Annotated in this window: 13 protein-coding genes and 1 pseudogene; 5 read left to right on the top strand and 9 right to left on the bottom strand. The window is 69.0% G+C overall.

Features of this window, described 5'->3' with window-relative positions; genetic code table 11:
• Positions 1-54: 54 nt before the first annotated feature.
• The 4 genes and pseudogenes from D456_RS24235 to D456_RS26620 all read right to left on the bottom strand — a co-directional run bounded on the left by D456_RS24235 (position 55) and on the right by D456_RS26620 (position 3,666).
• Positions 55-1,128: a hypothetical protein gene (locus D456_RS24235; RefSeq protein WP_017576944.1), complete on the bottom strand. Its 1,074-nt coding sequence runs from the start codon at positions 1,126-1,128 to the stop codon at positions 55-57.
• A 71-nt stretch (positions 1,129-1,199) separates the two neighbouring features.
• Positions 1,200-2,027 (bottom strand): thiopeptide-type bacteriocin biosynthesis protein, encoded by an 828-nt coding sequence (locus tag D456_RS0114685; RefSeq protein WP_017576943.1) that lies wholly within the window; start codon positions 2,025-2,027, stop codon positions 1,200-1,202.
• A gap of 26 nt (positions 2,028-2,053) precedes the next feature.
• Positions 2,054-3,184: pseudogene (locus D456_RS27515) on the bottom strand (lanthionine synthetase C family protein).
• A 116-nt stretch (positions 3,185-3,300) separates the two neighbouring features.
• Positions 3,301-3,666: a lantibiotic dehydratase C-terminal domain-containing protein gene (locus D456_RS26620; protein ID WP_026115896.1), complete on the bottom strand. Its 366-nt coding sequence runs from the start codon at positions 3,664-3,666 to the stop codon at positions 3,301-3,303.
• A 140-nt stretch (positions 3,667-3,806) separates the two neighbouring features.
• On the opposite strand from D456_RS26620, the gene D456_RS25695 reads away from it, so the two are divergent.
• Entirely contained in the window at positions 3,807-4,073 is a 267-nt protein-coding gene (locus D456_RS25695) for an SMP-30/gluconolactonase/LRE family protein (protein ID WP_017576939.1), read from the top strand.
• Positions 4,074-5,032: 959 nt separating this feature from the next.
• Here the strand turns inward: D456_RS25695 and D456_RS0114665 are convergent.
• The 5 genes from D456_RS0114665 to D456_RS0114645 all read right to left on the bottom strand — a co-directional run bounded on the left by D456_RS0114665 (position 5,033) and on the right by D456_RS0114645 (position 11,647).
• Positions 5,033-7,951, bottom strand: coding sequence for a beta-ketoacyl synthase N-terminal-like domain-containing protein (locus D456_RS0114665; protein ID WP_017576938.1), 2,919 nt, complete (start codon positions 7,949-7,951; stop codon positions 5,033-5,035).
• A complete protein-coding gene (locus tag D456_RS0114660) occupies positions 7,948-8,610 on the bottom strand; it encodes a class I SAM-dependent methyltransferase (protein WP_017576937.1) in 663 nt (220 codons plus the stop codon). Before D456_RS0114660 ends, D456_RS0114665 begins: the two co-directional genes overlap by 4 nt.
• 46 nt (positions 8,611-8,656) lie before the next feature.
• Entirely contained in the window at positions 8,657-9,979 is a 1,323-nt protein-coding gene (locus D456_RS0114655) for a styrene monooxygenase/indole monooxygenase family protein (RefSeq protein ID WP_017576936.1), read from the bottom strand.
• Positions 9,980-10,343: 364 nt separating this feature from the next.
• Entirely contained in the window at positions 10,344-11,192 is an 849-nt protein-coding gene (locus tag D456_RS0114650; RefSeq protein ID WP_026115895.1) for a hypothetical protein, read from the bottom strand.
• Positions 11,189-11,647: a roadblock/LC7 domain-containing protein gene (locus D456_RS0114645; RefSeq protein ID WP_040699345.1), complete on the bottom strand. Its 459-nt coding sequence runs from the start codon at positions 11,645-11,647 to the stop codon at positions 11,189-11,191. Before D456_RS0114645 ends, D456_RS0114650 begins: the two co-directional genes overlap by 4 nt.
• 202 nt (positions 11,648-11,849) lie before the next feature.
• Here D456_RS0114645 and D456_RS25685 point away from each other — a divergent pair, with 202 nt between their 5' ends.
• The 4 genes from D456_RS25685 to D456_RS0114615 all read left to right on the top strand — a co-directional run bounded on the left by D456_RS25685 (position 11,850) and on the right by D456_RS0114615 (position 17,392).
• On the top strand, positions 11,850-13,373 hold the full coding sequence (locus D456_RS25685; protein WP_083904594.1) for a helix-turn-helix domain-containing protein: 1,524 nt from the start codon (positions 11,850-11,852) through the stop codon (positions 13,371-13,373).
• A 575-nt stretch (positions 13,374-13,948) separates the two neighbouring features.
• Positions 13,949-14,785: a sigma-70 RNA polymerase sigma factor region 4 domain-containing protein gene (locus tag D456_RS0114625; protein ID WP_017576930.1), complete on the top strand. Its 837-nt coding sequence runs from the start codon at positions 13,949-13,951 to the stop codon at positions 14,783-14,785.
• An 82-nt stretch (positions 14,786-14,867) separates the two neighbouring features.
• Complete coding sequence (locus D456_RS0114620) at positions 14,868-15,302, top strand: hypothetical protein (protein ID WP_017576929.1); 435 nt, start codon at positions 14,868-14,870, stop codon at positions 15,300-15,302.
• 269 nt (positions 15,303-15,571) lie between these two features.
• Positions 15,572-17,392, top strand: coding sequence for a hypothetical protein (locus D456_RS0114615; protein WP_160166728.1), 1,821 nt, complete (start codon positions 15,572-15,574; stop codon positions 17,390-17,392).
• Positions 17,393-17,415 lie beyond the last annotated feature (23 nt).

Genomic DNA, 17,415 nt, shown 5'->3' with positions numbered 1-17,415 from the left:
CTGTCACCAACCGCTTGCACAGCAGCACCCCCGACACGAGTTAACAAAGTACTACTAGAGCGCGTGTGGCAGACGCCCTGGCTCCCCTCCCGAGCTGCCAAGCCCCGAGGCCTGGACACCACGCATGAGAAGTCCAGTGGCTCTGTCACCAACCTTCACCAGTTCTCTTTGCAACGCGCTTGATGTCCCGGTCTGCTGTGCCTGAGCGAGGCGTTCCTGTAGTAGCTGACTTTGTTCTTGGGTCAACTGTGGTGCCAGGACTGGGGAGTCCAGGACTGCAGCGGCGGCGTGTGCGTCCGTGGTCTCTAGGGCGCTGGTGATCAGGTGTGCGGCCAGGGTGTGCTGGTCGGGAGCCAGTTCGCACGCCAGTACGCCCAGCCGGGTCGCGAACACCGCCCCACCGGGTGTGGGGGGCAGATGGTGGACGGCGTCGACCATGGTGGTGACGGCTCCGACCGGATCCCGTCCGGCCACCTGGTCGGTCGCGGCGGTCAGGCACGCGGCCACCGCGTGCTCCCATGCCTGCGAGGCGTCAGTCTCGGCGAGCAAGTCGGTAGCGGTGTCGGGGCCGTCGAGGCGGAGCGCGACCAGCACGGCGACCTGGCGGCCATCCAACAGCCGGGTGCCGATGCCGTTGTAGCGGCGCAGGTGGTTCATCGCGTCCTGCCAACGCCCGGCCGCGCACAGGGCGCGGGTGCCGTCGGCGAGCAGGACCGCCCACAGGAACCGGCGTAGCTCAGCACGTTCACCCGGGGTGGCGACCAGCTCTCCCACCGGGCAGCTCCGGCCGAGTACGTGCGCGGGACCGCCGCGATCGGCGGCCTCGAACAGCGATTCCAGCACCGCGTAGGCGTCGGAGGGGTTTCCGGTGCGGATCGCGAGGCGGCCGAGGTTCACCAGAGGTTGCAAGGCGAAGGTCGCCGCTTTCGCGGTCAAGGGCGTGGCAGGTGTGAACGTCTCGTACTGCTGCCAGCACAGGGCCTCGGCGAGGCCTGGTTGGCCGAGGTCGCTGGCGATGAGTGCGGCCTTGTTCATCGTCTCGCAGGCCCGGGTCATCGCCTCCTCGGAGCCGCGGGTCTGGCCGGCCTTGTGCAAAAGGTCGTCGAGTTCGGTGAGCCGCTGCCTCATGGGTAGCGCCGGAGGGCGGGGGCGAGGGACCAGCGGGATGTGACGGGTCGCAGGAGGGAGTGCCGGGCCGGTCACAGGCTCACTGTTTCGGGGTCGAAGATGGTGCGGGCCGCGGCGTGGGAGAGCACCGCTTGGGCGGGGGCCGGGATACTGAGGCGGTTCCAGCAGAAGATGACGTGGTGGGCCAGGACCGCGCGGAGCCCGCGTTCCAGTCGGCCGCGGGTGTGCAGGTCGTCCAGCTCGCGCCCGCAGTCCTGGAACGCGCGGGCCCATGGGGCGAATCCGGCGAAGGCTCCGCTCGAAGAGAAGTGTGCGCCGCGCGGGCCGGGGTCGACGCTCAGGAGGCGGTGCACCTGATGGTGGACCTTCTCCGGGGGCGGCCCGGCGGTAGGCAGGGGGCGAGTGGCGGCCACGCGGTCCCACACGTCGCCCTGCTCATAGTGGTCCAGACCCGCAGCGCGCATCAGGGTGTGGCACAGCAGGAGCGAGATCTCTTTGCGCCGGTCCGGGCCTTGCTCGGTCGCGGCGAGGAACGCCATGAGGTGATGGGTGTCGGCGCAGAAGAGGGTGTGGGCTGCGGCCATCGCCTCATCGCCGCCGAAGGCGCGGATCTCGGGCTCATACACCACGGGTGTCCACCCGCTGATGTGTCCGGCGTGGATGAGTTCGTCCAAGAGCCCGCACACCCGTTCCCGCACGGCTGCCTGTAGCGCTGGCGCGTGGGGCAGGTGGGTGCGGCAGCGCCAGGCGCCCTTCTTGCGTATCAGGAACCACTCCCTGCTGGACTGGTGCAGGGCCGGTGCCAGATGGTGAACGCCGACCTGTTCGGCTGTGGCCGGGTCGGGGAATTCGACGTTGACCTGCCACCACACGTCGGCGGCGGGGGCATCGTTGAGCATGGGCGGCTCCTTCCAAGAGCACGGGGTCAGGCCAGGGCCAAGTGGGCGTCCCAGGGCACGCCAGCGGCAGTCCCGTTGGCGTAGGTGTGCAGGGCCAGCGCGATGCCGGCGCGGCCGTCGAGGAACTCCGGATCCAGATCGTGGTGATCGTCGACTTCGAGTCGGTCCAGGAGGGTGGCGGCGATCCGGTCCAGGTCCTGTGCCAGCGGCGCGTCGGGGGCGTCGGCGTTGATGCGCCACGCGCAGTGCAACAGCCCGGCCCATCCGTGGCAGAGCCCGAGATCGGCGAGGGTGTCGAGCTGAAAGGCGTCGCGCAGGCAGTCGGCCATCGTCTTCTCGGCCCTGGCCCGCCGACCCGGGTCGTTGAGTGCGATCGCGGCGAGCTGCTGGGCGCGGGCCAGGCCGGGGGTGCCGTAGCACCAGGTGGGCCGCTGCTCGCAGGCGGCGTTGGTGGGGCCGCTCTCCCACCGTTGGGGGCTGAGGTAGTAGGGCCACCACGTCCCTCACGGGCCGGTGTGGCGCCGGGTGTCGAGGACGTCGAGGATCCGGCCGATGGCGTCGGTGTGTCCGTCGACGGTGACCCTGTGGCGCAGCGCCAGCGACAGGACCGCCAAGGGGGCGGCGATTCCGTGGGCCACACCGAGGTTGAGGTGCCCGCCGGGAAAGTCGGGATCGAGGCGGTTGTGGGGGGAGTGCTCGGTCCACCAGCCCGGCAACTGGTGGGGGTCGTCGGGCAGCGGCAGGGACAACCGGACCAGGTAGGCGAGGACCTGTCGGGTGATCGGGGCCTCGGGATGGGTGTGCAGGTGGTAGACGGCCAGACCGGTGAGTCCTTGGATGAGGTCGAACTCGGCCAGGGACGGACGCTGGCCCCGGTCGATCCGAGTATGGGCCTGGTCCAACCGGTGGCGGGTCAGGCGTGTGGCGGCCTCGCCCAGGCGGGCGCGTGCTCGGGCCAGGTGGGTGGGCGAGGTCGCGGCGACGGCAGTGAGCAGGCCCAGGGCCGGGGCACCGGCCCACAGGGTCGCGGTGCTGGTGCCGTTGACCGGTCCGGCCAGGGCGCGGGCGATCCATGTGCGGGCGCTCTCCCATGGGCCGTGTCCGGTGCGGGCGGCCTCGATGTGGGCCAGCGCCACCCCCGCGGCCCCGCCACCCACCGAGGCGGGATGCGTGCGCAGGGCCGGTTTGCCGGGCACGAACCGCACGTGGTCGGGGTCGGCGAGGTCGTCCAGGATCGTCCGCGCGGTGGTGTGCGCCCGGATCCGGATGGTGGTCACTGGGGCTCCTTGGTGCGGGCGTTCCAGCTCAGAGCAGCGGCCCGTGCCAGCGCCAAGCACGCCCGTTCGGCGTCCGGGTCTGGGCCGAACAGCCGGGCCGAGTGCAGGTGTAACAGGTCCGGCAGCACCTGCGTGGCGGCGAAGCCGAGGTTGGCGAGGGCCTTGGCGTAGGCGCGGGCCGCTTCAACGCGGTGCTGCCAGGCGTCCCGGATCGGGGCAGGGCAGCTGTCGTGGTCGGGGTGGGTGAGCGTGATCGTCCGTGCGGCCTCGCCGCGGTCGGTGGCGCCCGGGGGTGCGTGGTCGATGAGCCACCGCCGGGCATCCGATGCGTTTCCGAGGAGGTGGCGGACCAGGTCGGTCATGCTCACCGCCGCAGCGGACCTGGGACGTACCAAGGGCCGCCGGAATTGCGCTGGACGGCGGCAAGGCGTACATCGGCCAGTACGACCGCGGCGAGCTGTACGAGGTCGACCTGGAAGCAGAAGACAGCACCCCGCAGGTCGTGGCCACCAATCTCGGGCGCAACGTCCGCGTAGCGCTGGACGGCGCGGGTAACGTATACGTCTGCGACTGGGCCGGCAGCAAGCTGCACGAGGTCGTCGTGGCTGATGGCGAGGCCAAGGGCCGACAGCACGTGGTGGCCGACGGTCTCGGCACGGTCGCCGGTCTCGGGCTGGACCGCGACAACGGCCGCATCTACGTCAGCAACCGGCAGGGCCAGCTGTTGCGGATCTCCGGTGTGCTGGCCGATGGTTCGGCAGAGTCCTAGCGTAGAGCGTTCTTCGCGGAAGGGCGGTCATGGGCGCCTTGAACATGGGGATTACCGAAACCCACATGATCGAACGGGCGCTCATGGCCGTGCACCATGTCGTCGCAGCCCGACCCGCCCCGCCAACACGTAAAGGCCCTCTCCCGGCTTACTGAAGCCGGTCTGGAGCCGCCGCAGCGGCCCTCAGCTCTGTTCTACCCGCGTCCGCGGCCCGGAACCAGAGGCCGCCGTCTGACACCGGGCATCGTGGACGCTTTTCATTGTCCAAGGAGAATTCCGAGGCCGTGGTGGAGATGGCCGGTTCGACGATGGGTTCCGCGCGCCGCGTCGCCCCAACCCGCGGCCTGTGGATAACCGGCCGGAGTCAGCGAGACGCCCCCGATCAGGGTTCTCACATGATCGGCCTCGGGCGCTGACTCGGCCCACACTCGAGCCTCACGTAATCCTGTGCTGCGGGGTCTCTCTTCCCACACGTGCGGCTCGTAGGCTCACCGGTACACCCACACGGCCCGGCTCCGGAAACCATTCGCGTGCATCCCCTGAACCCCGTCGGAGGGCGGGTGGTCGTACAGCTCCAGCACCCGCTACATCTTGGTGATGAAGCCGGGGTCGTTTGAGCTCTTCCACTTGGTGGACCGCCAGCTCACGCTCTGCTCACGCAGGATTCGGCGTAGGCGCTCGCGGCTGATCGCCGCGACGATCCCGCCCTCGATCAGGTGCCGGGCCGGGGTGGCCAGGCACCAGGTCGACTGCCCGACGATGTCCCACTCGGCGGACAGGGTCCGGGCGAGCAGGTCGATGTGCTCGCGTGTTTCAGTGCTGATAGTCGGGGCCGGGCCCCGGTTCCATTTTGGGTCCCAGCGCCTCCGAGCCCCGCTCGTTGAACGCGTGGACCACCTCGCGCGCGTGGGCGAGGCCCGGTGCCAGTCACAGGTCCCTGACTGGCACCGGGCCGTGGGTCAGCTGCTCCCGACCCTGGTCCGTGCGGCCGGATCTCCCGCACGGATCAGGGTCTGGGCCAGGGTGTGGCTGATGCCGTTGATGGTGGGGTTCTGTTCCACTGCGGTGGCTGTCTCGGGTGGCAGATGGGACAGGATCTCGGCGCGAAGGATGAGGCGGTGCATGCTGTTGAGGCCGAGTTCTTCGAGTACCGTGTCGCGGTCTGTCTCGCGCACGGGCCCAGGGGCCAGCTCATCCACGCACTGGTGGACCCATGCGGCCAGCGCCGCACATGCTTCGTCCGGCTCCAGGCCGGCCAGTGTTTTGGGCCAGTCTGCGGGTGTGTGGGCCCGCCAGGTGCGCGGTCGGAGTTCCACAGGCGGATGGGGGCCATCGCCCTGATGGAGGGTGAGTCCGTGGCCGTGGGCCCGTGCGGCCAGGCGGGCCAGGCCCTGGTTTTCGGCGTCGGTTCCGTCGACGAGGGTCGCCACCTGCGCATCCAGGTGGTGGCGGGCGGCGATACGCATGGTGGGCACGGCCAGCACCGGGTGCGGAGAGAGCTCTGCCACCAACACCGGTCCCTGGCGGGCCACACACGCCAGGGCCGCCTCGTAGTCGACAGGGGCACGCAGTTGCCGTACCCAGTAGTCGGTGCTCAGGTCCTGGACGCTGGTGGCGGAGACGGTCGAGACCATCTCCACCCGCGGCGGCTGGGCGCGCAGCCGCCCCAGTCGGTCGGCGAGCTCGCCCAGAACCGGTTCGACGGCGCGGCTGTGGGCCGGGGGCGCCGCGGGCAGCTCCCGGGCGGTGTATCCGTCCTGCTCGGCCTGGACACGGACAGCCTCAAGCCGCTCCCGGGGGCCGGAGAGCACCTGAAGCAAGGGGGCGTTGGCCGCGGCCACCTCCACACCGTGGGCCGCGGCCAGTGCCCGAGCAGTAGCACTGTCGGCTTCCAGCGAGAGCATGCCCCCGGTGGGGGCCACGCGCTCCAGCAGCTCGGATCGGGCCACCACCAGCCGGGCCGCCTGGTCCACGTCCAGAGCTCCGGCCACCTGGGCGGCGGCCACCTCACCCAGGGAGTGCCCCACCACCACCTCGGGGGTCAGCTCCCACCGCTCGGCCAGGGTGGCGGCCAGCGCAGTCTGCATGGCCCAGGTGGCCTGTTGGGTCTGTGCCAAACCCTGGGCCGCCCCCCGGGCCGGATGCCAGGGGGCCAGGGTGTGTTGGACCAAGGCTTGGTGGGCCCGGTCCATGTGGCGGGCGAAGATCTCGTCCGCACGGTAGAGCTGTGCGCCCATGCCTGGACGGGCAGCGCCGTGCCCGCCGAAGACCCACGCCAGACGCCCTGTTCCCGCCCGGGCGGGGCCGACCAGGGCCTCATGGGCGCGCCCTTGGGCCAATGCCTCCAAGCCCGCGATCCCGTTGCTGCCGGGTGCGTGGACGAGAGCGGCCCGCCAGGGACCGCGTCGGTCGGTGCGCCGGGCCAGGTGGGCGCTCACACGCGCCGCGCTGGGCGGGTCGGGGCGGGTGAGTTGTTCGTGCAGCCGGCCGGCCTGCTCGGCCAGGGCTGCCTTGGAGGTTGCGGACAGCGCCCACACGTGGGCCGGCTGTTGGTCGGTGTCCTCGTGGCCGGGTCGAGGGGGCGGGGCCTGTTCCAGCAGTGCATGTGCGATCGCGCCGGAAAAGCCCAGGCTCGTGACCCCGGCGCGGCGGGCAGAGTCCACGGCGCGGGGCCAGCGCATCTGCTGGGTGGGTACGCGCAGATGGTGGCGCCCCAAGGCCGGGGAAGGGACGCGGTGTCCGGCGGTGGGTGGAATATGCCCGTGGTGCAGGCTCAAAGCTGCTGCCACCACCCCGAGCAGCCCGGCCGCGCCTTCGGAATGGCCGAAGGCGCCCTTGACCGAACCCACCCAAAGCGGGGTGTGCTCGCCGCGGTCGAAGACTCGGCCCAGGGCCCGGGCTTCAGCGTGGTCGCCAGCTCGGGTGGCGGTGCCGTGGGCGATGAGGTAACCGATTTCGTCCGGGGTGATGTCGGCCTCGGAATAGGTGCGTGTCAACAATTCCGCCTGTGCTGAGGCGGAAGGGGCGCCGGCGGCTGCTGAGCGTCCGTCGGCGCCGGTGCGGGTATGGGTCAGCAGTGCGTAGAGACGATCACGGTCCTGGTCGGCTTCGTGCTGGTTGCGCAGGACGACAGCTACGGCGCCCTCGCCGCGTACGAAACCTTCGGCTCCGGTGTCGAAGGGATGGCTGACCGGTTCCGGGGCCAGAACGGGCCCATGGGCGAAGGCCCGGCTTACGGCGGGGGTGCGGGCCGTGTTGACCCCGATCACCAGGGCCGTGCTCACCCGGCCGTCGGCGAGGTCACGCCGGGCCGCATCCAGGGCGTACAACGACGAGGAACAGGAGGTGTCCATGGTCAGAAGTGGACCGCGGCTGTCCAACCAGCGCGAAAGGGGAGTGGCCAGCATGCCGGCCCCTCCGGCGGATAGGTCTGCCAGCCCGGGGCGGGCGTTCTCGTTGAACGCTTCGACGGCTTCATCGGGGCTGGCGCTGCCTACGTAGAGGCCGGTGTCGGGCCCGGCCAGCGTGGCCGGGTCCAGGCCGGCGTCTTCCAGGGCCTCAGCGCCGACCTCCAGGACCAGACGTTGAGTGGCCGACAGGCGTTGGGATTCGGCCGCCGACAGGTGGAAGGCGGTGTGCTCGACTTGGTCCGGCAGCTGCAGGGGCGCCACCGGCCAGGGGGTTTGGGGGCGGTCATCGGGGTGCAGGCGACGGGCCATGTGCTCCCACCGGTGCTGGGGGTAGCGGCCCAGAGCACTGGAACCGGACAGCAGGGTGTTCCAGAGTTGGCGGGGCCCGCGCACCGGTTCGCCGGTGGGGCCGGGTAGGCGCACGCCGATCCCGGTCAGGGCTGCGCCTCTGGGCTCGGGTCTGTTCATCGCCCGATCACCTGCCACAGGGCCACAGACCCGACGGTGCTCACCTGCACTTGGTCGAAGCGCTTCTCCAGGGCCGTTTCCAGATCGGCCAGGGAGTCGTCATGGCAGGAGAAGACCTCCTGGCGGTTGAGCAGTCCCAAGCCGGCGCGGCTGCGCCGGGTGTGCGGGACTCCTTGGGACAGGACGGTGGCTCCGGCGAAGCGGCCTCCGGGGCGCAGGACGCCGGCCACACCATCGAAGACCGCTTCTTTGTCTGCGATCTGCTCTCCGGGAAGGCAGTGTACGACCATGGACAGCATGACCGCGTCGACGCTTTCCTTGGCCAGGGGAAAAGGCTCCAGGGCGTTGGCCAGGTGCTGGGTAGGGGTGTAGCGCGCCAGGCGCTCGGCCGCGGCGGCCATGGAGCCGGGGAAAGCGTCCATCAGGTGCACGGTCAGGTCCTGGCGGTCGACGCGGTCCAGGTGGCCGCCGTCGCCGGGCCCGATCTCCAGGACCGTGTCGCCGTCGCGGATGGTGCTGTAGTACAGCCCCAGCACGTGGCGCACGTGGCAGCGCCACAGGAAACGGTAGGTGCCGTGCACTACCAGGGGGCCGTACAGGCGCTGGACCAGGCGGGGGCCCCACCAGCGTGTGGCGGGTGTAGAGGTGTCGGAAGACACGGGGCTCCAATGATGACGGGGACAGGGCAAATCAGGGGGTGGGGTGTCAGGTGAGGGTGTTCAGGTAAGCGCGTGCGTTTTCGGGCTCATACAGCCAGGTGTAGCGGCGGGGGTCGTCGAGGTCGCCCAGGAACCGGTCGGCGACCTGCTGGTGGGTGGCGGCCGCGCCCAGGACCTCGGTCAGGTGGGCTGGTGCCTGTGGGTCCCAGATCTGGTCGAGGACCTGGCTCAGTCCCAGGCAGGCCTGGCCCATTCCCGCGAAGGGGTACTCAGCGGTGGGCTCGCCCTGCCACAGGCCCTCGAAGGTTTCGTGCATCCAGGCGGGGGTGAACGGTCCCTGCGTATTGTGGAGGATGCGGGCGAGGTAGTGCTGGGAGCTGGCGATGGCCATGTTCCCGGCCTGGGCGGCCACGGGGTCGTCGGTGCTGACAACTGCCTCGGCCATGCCCAACACGTGTCCGCCCGAGGGCAGGGTCGCCACCGGGGCGCGTACGTGGGGGGTGTAGGCGTGCACGCTGGCATCTTGTTCTGAGGCAGGCAGGTAGGCCTCTTCGAGGCGCTGGTGCAGGTGCGGGGTGTGTTTGGCGGTCAGTTCGCTCATCCACCGCCAGATCTCTTCGGGGCGGGGGCGGTCGGGCCAGCCTTCCATCGGTCCGCCGGGGGCGCCCACGAGCTGGAGGACGTGCTGGGGGCCCACGTCGGTCAGCACCGGGGACAGGATCGCCCGCAGTTCGGGGGTGGAGGCAACTTCGGCGTAGTCGCTGGCGACCGGTTCGGGCAGGTACCCCGGGGGCGCGTGACGTGGAGGGGCGGCCGGGTGCATCTGTACGTGGGGGCTCGGATGAACGCCCTCGATGATGGCTTGGGCCACCGCTCGGGGCGGGGGCGCTTGTCCGCTGGTGTGGCGGTCGAAGAGGGCGCCGAGTTCGCCGTAGCCGATGGCCAGGATGACCAGGTCGAACATGCGGGAGAAGTAGTCCAGGTCGCCGACGGTGGCCCCGTGGATGACGACCTTGGCGCCCCGGTCCTCCAGGTACTCGAGCCAGTCGGCGATTTTGACGCGGTGGTCGACCGAGACCCCGTAGGAGCTGAAGGCTGACTCCACTGTGCTGGTGGGCATGTTCGGCGGGTGCAGGTGCAGGCGGGCTCCGCTGATTCGGGGGGCCACGTGCTCCCACCGGGCCAGGTCGGCCTGCTGTTCGTGGGCCAGAGCCGTAGGCAGGCTGAACTGGGTGGTGGAAGGTTGAGAGGTGCGGATCTCCCCGCTGGTACGGGCGTTGAGCATGGTCACGTCGTAGCCGTGGGTAAGTAGGCCGTGGGCCAGGTGGAGGCCGGCCGGGCTGGCCCCCACGATCAGGATCTTCGTCATGAGAGGGTCGGGTGTACCCCGCCGTCAAGCGGGGAGAAGACGCCCCTTCTCCTTTCAGGGTTTGTTGTGCTGACACGACACTCGGCCGAGTGAGTGGGGCCAGGCCGTGGGTGAGAGGGGCCTGCGGGCATCGTTGAACCGAGAGCTGCGGTTCTTTCCCTCCACCCCGCCCAGCTCAGCGGGCCCCTTGCCGCAGGAACTGCCGCATCGTGGTCACCGCTCACAGACGTCCAAAGGCGATCGGTCGGGCCTCTGTGCTCGGAGTTGACCTCGGCCCTCCACGGGAGTTCCCCTGGCAGGGGCGGTCTCCGCTGAAGCAAAAGCCGGTCGGCCGTCGCCCCGGCCCCTCGGAGAGGGGAAGGACTCAATACGGATCCGGCACCAAGGTGCGCGGAACCGGTGAGAACCGGCAGCTTCGGTGTACCACGTCGCGCACCGCCCCGTAGGCGCCTGGGCCCGAGTCCACATCGCACAGTGTCACTTGATCCGGCGTCAGGCCCAGACCAGTGGTCAGGGCCTGCAGATCCGGGCCCGGCCCCTGAGGGTGGTCGACCACGAGTTGGGCCGGCAACCCATGCTCACGGGCTGTCTCCACCAGCTCCTTTTCCTGCTGCCAGGTGTGGGCCCTGGTCACCACGACGGCTGCGTAAGCATCGCGCACCGTCCCTGGCCACAGGGTGGGCCACTCGGCCGGGTCGGCCACGCTGAGCAGACACAGTTCCACCATCGCCAACCGCATGCGGGCCATGGTCAGGCAGGTCTGCTGGCCGGGGCGGGCCGGGGCGCTTTCCCACACCCGCACCGCAGCGGCGTTGGCGGCAATGAATCGGTTACGCATCCGCTCATGGCTGCCCAGGACCAGGATCTTGGCCGAGGCCAGGGCGGGGTCGTAGTAGGTGGGCCCGAGGTTGTCGCTCAGATGGGTCAGGACCGGGTCTGCCATCGGGCGGCTGACCCGGGCCTGGCCCTGGCGCACCAGTTCGGTCACGGACACTGCGACCGCGCCCCGGCTCATCTGGGCGTGCGCCGCCAATTCCAGCACGCTGAGCGCGCCCCGCTCCGCGGCGGCCGCTGCGTGCCACAGACGCGCGGCGTCGACGGTGAAGGGGCATACGGGTTCGGGTGCGGGGCCGACGGGGCGCACCAGCGTGTGGTCGCTCAGGGCGGGCATGGGCTCATGGGCGGGCCGGTAGGGCGTAGGCTTGACGCTCACTTGGCCACCTCCGCGCTCACGGGGCTGGGCAGGGCCATCGCCCCGGTAGCGGGCAGAAGGTCCCGGATCTGCTCAGTAAAGCGCGCCGCCTGGTAAGCGATGTGCTTGGTCTCGGTCGAGGCGCCATTGCTCGAGGTGGCGTTGCCTACCGCGATCCAGGCCCGGTCGGAGGCGGCCAGCAACGTCAATGTCCCGGACGTATAACGCACCGAGAGCAGATTTGCGCCGTCGCGCTGGGTCCAGTCGGCTATGCGCTTGGCGTAGCTGATCATCGTGAAAGCAGTACCGGCGATCTGCTCGGCGCTGGGCACAGCGATGGACCCGCCCAGCGAGATCAACCGGCCGTCAGAGGACAGCAGCACCACGTCCACCCCGTGCTCGGACGCGAAAGCGCGTACACGCTCGTGGAGGAGGCCAGGCCCGCTGCCCGTCACAGTGGGGGTTTGCGAACTCATGGGCCCACTCTGGCAAAGCCTCCAACCGTAAGGCTATTCGCCACCACAAGATTTTTTTACGCAGCGATGAATAGACTTCCCCCGCCCCATGGTGTATAAGGTGCCGACGAGTCACTCCGGACACTAGGCTGGCGGGCGTGTTCGCCCACCGACATCCGCCCACACAGCCGAACCTGTACCGTCTCCAGAGCGGACGAGATCAGTGAACCAGCATCCGTGCGGACACTGCGGTCTACCCCGCTCGGGTACCCGCGTGCGGTGCGCCTGCATCCCCCCGCGCGTGTGGGAGCGTCCTGACGCGCGCGCCGCGCTCGCCCACCGAGACCTTGGTGCACTCCTGCGCGTGCTGCGGGAACAGACCACCCTGTCCCAAATCGCTCTGGCCCAAATGACCGGCGCTTCCCAAGCCACCATCAGCAAACTCCTGAACGGGCAGGCCGGTTTTCGCCGGAGCGAACGCATCGCTTTGGCGCTGGAAGGCCTCGGCGCGCCCACAGTCCAGGCCACAGAGGCGAATCCGCCTGGGCCCGCCCCGGTCGCGGCAGCCTCCTTCCCGCCAACGCTCCCGGAGTTCCTACGCCAGGCAGCCGCGCTCTGGGCAGGCGATCTGCAAGCACACACACCCCCCGAGCCCGGCCCCTCACTGGACCACCTGAAAAGCGTGGCGCTGGCCTGGCTCGCGGCGCCGCCCGAGCCCCTCCTCCCTCGAAACCATGCGTCGAATAACCAGGTGAGCGGTACCGACATCGCCGCCATCGTCCGCACGTGCGTACTTTTTACCGAGCTGGACGATGAATTCGGCGGCGCACACGCACGCACCTCCGCGGTGCAATACCTGCACAGCGAGATCGGCCCCCTCCTGCAGAGCGACTACACGACCGAAAGGGGAAAGCGCCTGTTCGGCGCCGGCGCCCGCTTTACCGCCCAAACCGGAGCGATGGCCGAAGACGCCGGACTCCACCACCTGGCACGCCAGTATTTTCTGCAATCACTCACCTTCGCCCACCTGGGATCGGATCGCCTGCTCGCGGCCCACGCCCTCATCATGCTGAGCCAGCACGCCAACCTGCTCGGGCAGTTCGGCCACGCCTTGGACCTGGCATGCATTGCCACAGGCGGTGCTGTGGATGAGGCCACTCCTGCCGTGCGAGCGATGCTTGCAGCCGGGCGGGCTCGAGCCTTGGCCTCACTCGGCGACGAACTTGCCTGTGCTCGAGCGCTCCACGAAATGGAAGAGGCTCTCCAACACGCAGGGCGCCGGGACGGCCCCGAATGGATGGCCTCCTTCGACGGCTCGGAGGTGGACCTTCAGCTCGCCCACTGCTTCCATGACTTGGGCCAGGGACGGCGAGCTATCGAACACACCCACCGATTCCTCTCCGCGGCCCCGCGCTCTCGTCGACGCAACCGGACCATCGCGGGTCTTCTCCACGCCAGCGCACACCTGCGCACAGCCGAGGCCGACCCCGAAGCCGCCAGCGCCTTGGCCCGAACCACCATTCAACGTGCCGAGCACTTGCGCTCGGCACGCGTACGCGTTCGCCTCACCCGCTTGCGCGCTGACCTGCAACCCTATGCAGCTAACCGTTCAGTTGAAGAACTCGAAAATTTCCTCGCGGAAGCGCCTCTAGCGCGCGATATCCGGGGACGGATCAACTCCCGACCGGACGAGCGCAACCGCCCCAACCGGGCGGGGAACATACCGAGTAAAGCAACGGCTCGATGACCGCATGGTTGGCGTATGAGCGCAGAGCACCGGCATACGTGGAGCGTGGAGTTTCCGAGCCTGGACGGACTCGGACTGCGCGGAACGCTCACCACTCCTGAGCCTCGTGATCTCGAGAGCAGGGTCGTGTCGGCCCGAGCGCTCCTCGAACAGGAAAGCCCGGCTGAAGGGGTCGCTGGAGAGCGGGCTGGGGCGTGAGCTTGGTCAGTTTGAATGGCTCCGAGCGGTTCCTGCCCAACAGGATTCTCTGATCACCCAGCCGCTGGTGTGCCCCGTGTCGAAAAACTCCGCCGTACCTCCACACCTTGCGGCGTGCACACCAGAAGCGGTGCGCTCACCACATACTCACGACGACTTCCCCTGCAGGTCAAGGTGAGTGTGCATGTCACGGTCGAGGAACTGCACCGGCTTCTGCGGATCCAGGAGCTTGGCGCATTCTTTACCTGTGCGAGCAGGACGTGAGTACCTACTGAGCGTGGCCCGAGTGCCCGGCGAACGGCCTTTGAGAGCCCGCTGAGAAACGCCCCCTGTGTGATGCCGGTGTCCTTCAACACCGGAAACTCGAGGGAGCGCACGTGGCTCACACGCCATCGCCGCTGGAAGTCGTCGAAATCCACTTCGCCCACCTGGCGCCCACCCACCTGACCCTCCGCGGGGCCACCGTCCACCCCTGGTTGGACGAGCGAACATACTCGCTGCATGAACTGCGCGAGCTCCTGATGACCAGAGGTACCCCCTACGGCGTCCGCGACGCGGTCTGGCGGGAGACCATCCGCGCCGCCCGTCTGTCCCAGGACTGGATGCTCGGAGCGCTGGGCCTGTGCATGCCCGCGCTGCGCTCGGTGGCCCGGCGCACCACCCGGAACCTGACACCGGGCGGTGTGGAGTCGGTCGAGTCGGCGATCCTGTGCGAGGTCATCGGCCGGGTGCGCACCATCAACCTCGACTACGCCCGGTTGGCCTGGTACCTGACCCGTCCCGCACATCGGGCCGCGCTCTCGGCGCGCAAGCACGAGATGCAAGCGCCGCTCCCCGACGAGGACCTCGGCCGTCAGGAAAGCCCGGATACGAGTACGAGCGAAAGTCCGGAGCTGCTCCTGGTCTCCGCAGTACGCAATGGCGTGCTCTCCACGGAACAGGCTCGTCTGATCGCCCGCACCCGACTGGAGAACCAGCCGCTGGCCCAGATCGCTCAGGAACTGGGTGTGGCTTACAAGGCCCTGGCCAAGCGCCGCGAACGCGCCGAGGCCCGGCTCGTCGCGGCTGTCCACGCGGGCGAGGTGACGTTCGCCGACGCCCTCGTACGTACTGGGGAGTCGCCCGTCCAACGCCACCGAGGGATGGGCCTGGTGGTGTCGGAGAAGACGCGTCCGACTCCTGTGTCGCATTCGCCCTTGCCCTTGGCTTCTTAGGGGGCAGATCCGGGCACCAGGCCCCACGCTCCAGCGGCGGCGCCTGGTGCCCGCATCCGGCAGGAAGGAGCAGGTGGGGCGAGTGCGAACACAACAACGCGGCCGTACACGGGCGTTGCGCCGGTGTGTGCTGGTGACCGTGACGGTGGCGGGCGCAACGTGGGTGATCGTGGCCGGCGATGTTCTGCTCAGTGCGGACACCGCCGGCGTGTGGGCCGGCGAACAGGTCTTGGCTGAAGAAGGTCCTGATGAGTCCGCCGAGGAGACCACGGTGCGCATCCGCGCGGTCGTGGACCGGGTGCGACTGGTGCTCATCGCGCTGGCCTCGGCGCTGGGAACATTGTTCTTGACCATCGCCGGGGTCCGATGGCTCGTCGCCAACGGCGAGCCCGGGGCGGTCGACGGCGCCAAGCGGGCTCTGACCGGGGCGGCGCTGGGATACGGCATCGCCATCCTGGCCACGGTGCTGATGGAGATCCTGGACTGGGTCGTCAGCGCGGGCGGTGATGGAACATGAGCCCCACCGCGTGGGCACGGCTGCCGAGCGAGCCCGAACCGCCTACGGACGAGCCCCTGCCTCCCCCGTCCGATGATCCGCTTCCGCCGCCGGAGGACCCTGAACCGGAGACAGAATCCGAACCTCAGGAGGAGCCAGAACCGGAAGAGGAGGAGCCCGACTCCGAGCCCGAGATCACCGACGAACCTCTTCCGCCCCCGGAGGACCCGCGCGAGGACGAACCTCCGCTGGGTGAACAGGAGCAGGAAGAGGCAGAGCCTGACGGTTCGGTGGAGTTGGAGACCGAAGGGGAAGTCTTCGACTGCGGCATGGTCGACCCCGGGTGCCATGTCAGTAACTGGTTCGCCGACTTCGTCATCTCGGGCCTGAACCCCGCCCTGGGATGGCTGGCGGAGAAGGCCTTCCGCACCCCGGTACCGACCGCGGGTATGGAGGCTCTGCACGGGGGGATCCTGGCCACCAGCAACGTGTTCTACGTGCTGTTCATCGTTGCAGGCGGGCTGATGGCCATGTGCTACCAGACCGTGCAGACCCGCTACTCGGTCGCAGACATCCTGCCCCGGCTCGTCTTCGGGTTCATCGCCTCGAATCTCTCTTTCCCGTTGGCGCAGGAGCTGGTGCAGGCCTCCAACCAGCTCGCGGTGGCGATCAGTGCTGAGGGCATCAACGCTCGCGAAGCGGCCGAGAACCTCCGGGATCAGACGGACGTGTTGCTTGAAGAAGCCCTCGTCTTCATCCTTCTGTTGCTGGTGGTCGTCGTCGTGCTGCTGGTGGTGTGGATCCTCACCGAGGCTGTGCGCATCTGTATGGTCATCGTTCTGGTCGTCGCGGCCCCGATGCTGCTGATGTTTCACGCCCTCCCTCAGACCAACCGGCTCGCAGAGCTGTGGTGGCGATCCATGGCTGCGCTGTGCGCGATTCCCATTGCTCAGAGTCTCGTCTTCATCGCCATGGTCAGGCTGATCTTCGAAGGACAGATGACCATTTTCGGTTCGCTCAACGAACGTCCCCAGGAACCCGACGGCCAAGCCCTGGTCCTGGACGGAAGCTCCGAGACCGTGATGTTGGCCAGCACCGTGCTGACCTCGCCCGAGACAACAGAGGTGCGTGACACGGACTGGCTGTTGAACATCATGCTGTTCTTGGTGCTGCTCTACGTGCAGATCAGGATCAGCTCCTGGGTGATGAAGCTGGTGTGGCAGCCCAACCCCGGCACGTCGCCGATCGCCGCGCTACTGAAGAACATCGCCTGGATGATGGCCTTTCGCTCCGTAGGGAGCGTGCGCACGTCCGGCCTGCTCAAGAACGGCTTGGACCTAGGATTTCGCCTTCCGAAATCACCCGGGTTCACACGTCAAAGAGCTCAGGGCCGGTCACTGATCCGCTCCGCCTCAGCCTCTGCTTCAGGGGGCGGGCCCTTTCGCGGAAAGAAGCCCCCGTCTGGCGGGCTGCAGCCGCTTCAGCCCCAGACGTGGTGGTACAGGCCTCGCAAGGAGACGCGCGAACCGGCGGGCGCCTTGGTCGAAGGGGGACGGCGAGAACTGCCTGGTGGTCCCGGTCATGGACCACAAGGACCCAGCCCCCAGGCCGGAGGACCGCCCGGTCTTCCGGGGCCGCCCGGATCGCCGTCGGCACCGCACCCGCACTCAACAACACCCCCGCCACTACACCCGGGGCCTCCTGCGGCGCGCCGGGGTGCGCTGCCGACATCTCCTGCGTCCCGCCGACGCGCACTGGAAGTGGGAGGTATGCCCGGCTCTCCGAAGTATGGCCAACAAGCCCTGTTCCCGCGTCCGGCGCCGAGTACGGACAAGGCCGGTCCGGCTGCCGCGCCCCGGCGCCGGTGGCGCCAAGAAGTGCTGCCGATACCACCTCAGAAGCGAGTGCCCGGTAAGCGCCAGCGCAAACGTTCAGACCTGCCCGAACCACAATCCCGCCCTTCGGCCGGGTTGCGCCATCTGCCCGAGATGCCGGCGCTGACCTGGAACAAGCCGCCACACGTCAAGGGACAGAGGGCGCTGTTCGCCAACCCGAAGAACCCGTGGAAGCAGTACGGGCTCTTCGAGCGCCCTGACAAGAACACCAAGTGATCACTGAACGAGGAAGGACACCG

It is taken from the genome of Nocardiopsis kunsanensis DSM 44524, from assembly GCF_000340965.1.
GTDB classification, from domain to species: Bacteria; Actinomycetota; Actinomycetes; order Streptosporangiales; family Streptosporangiaceae; genus Nocardiopsis; species Nocardiopsis kunsanensis.
Note: the sequence above shows the minus strand (reverse complement) of the source record. Positions and strands in the feature narration are given on the sequence as shown.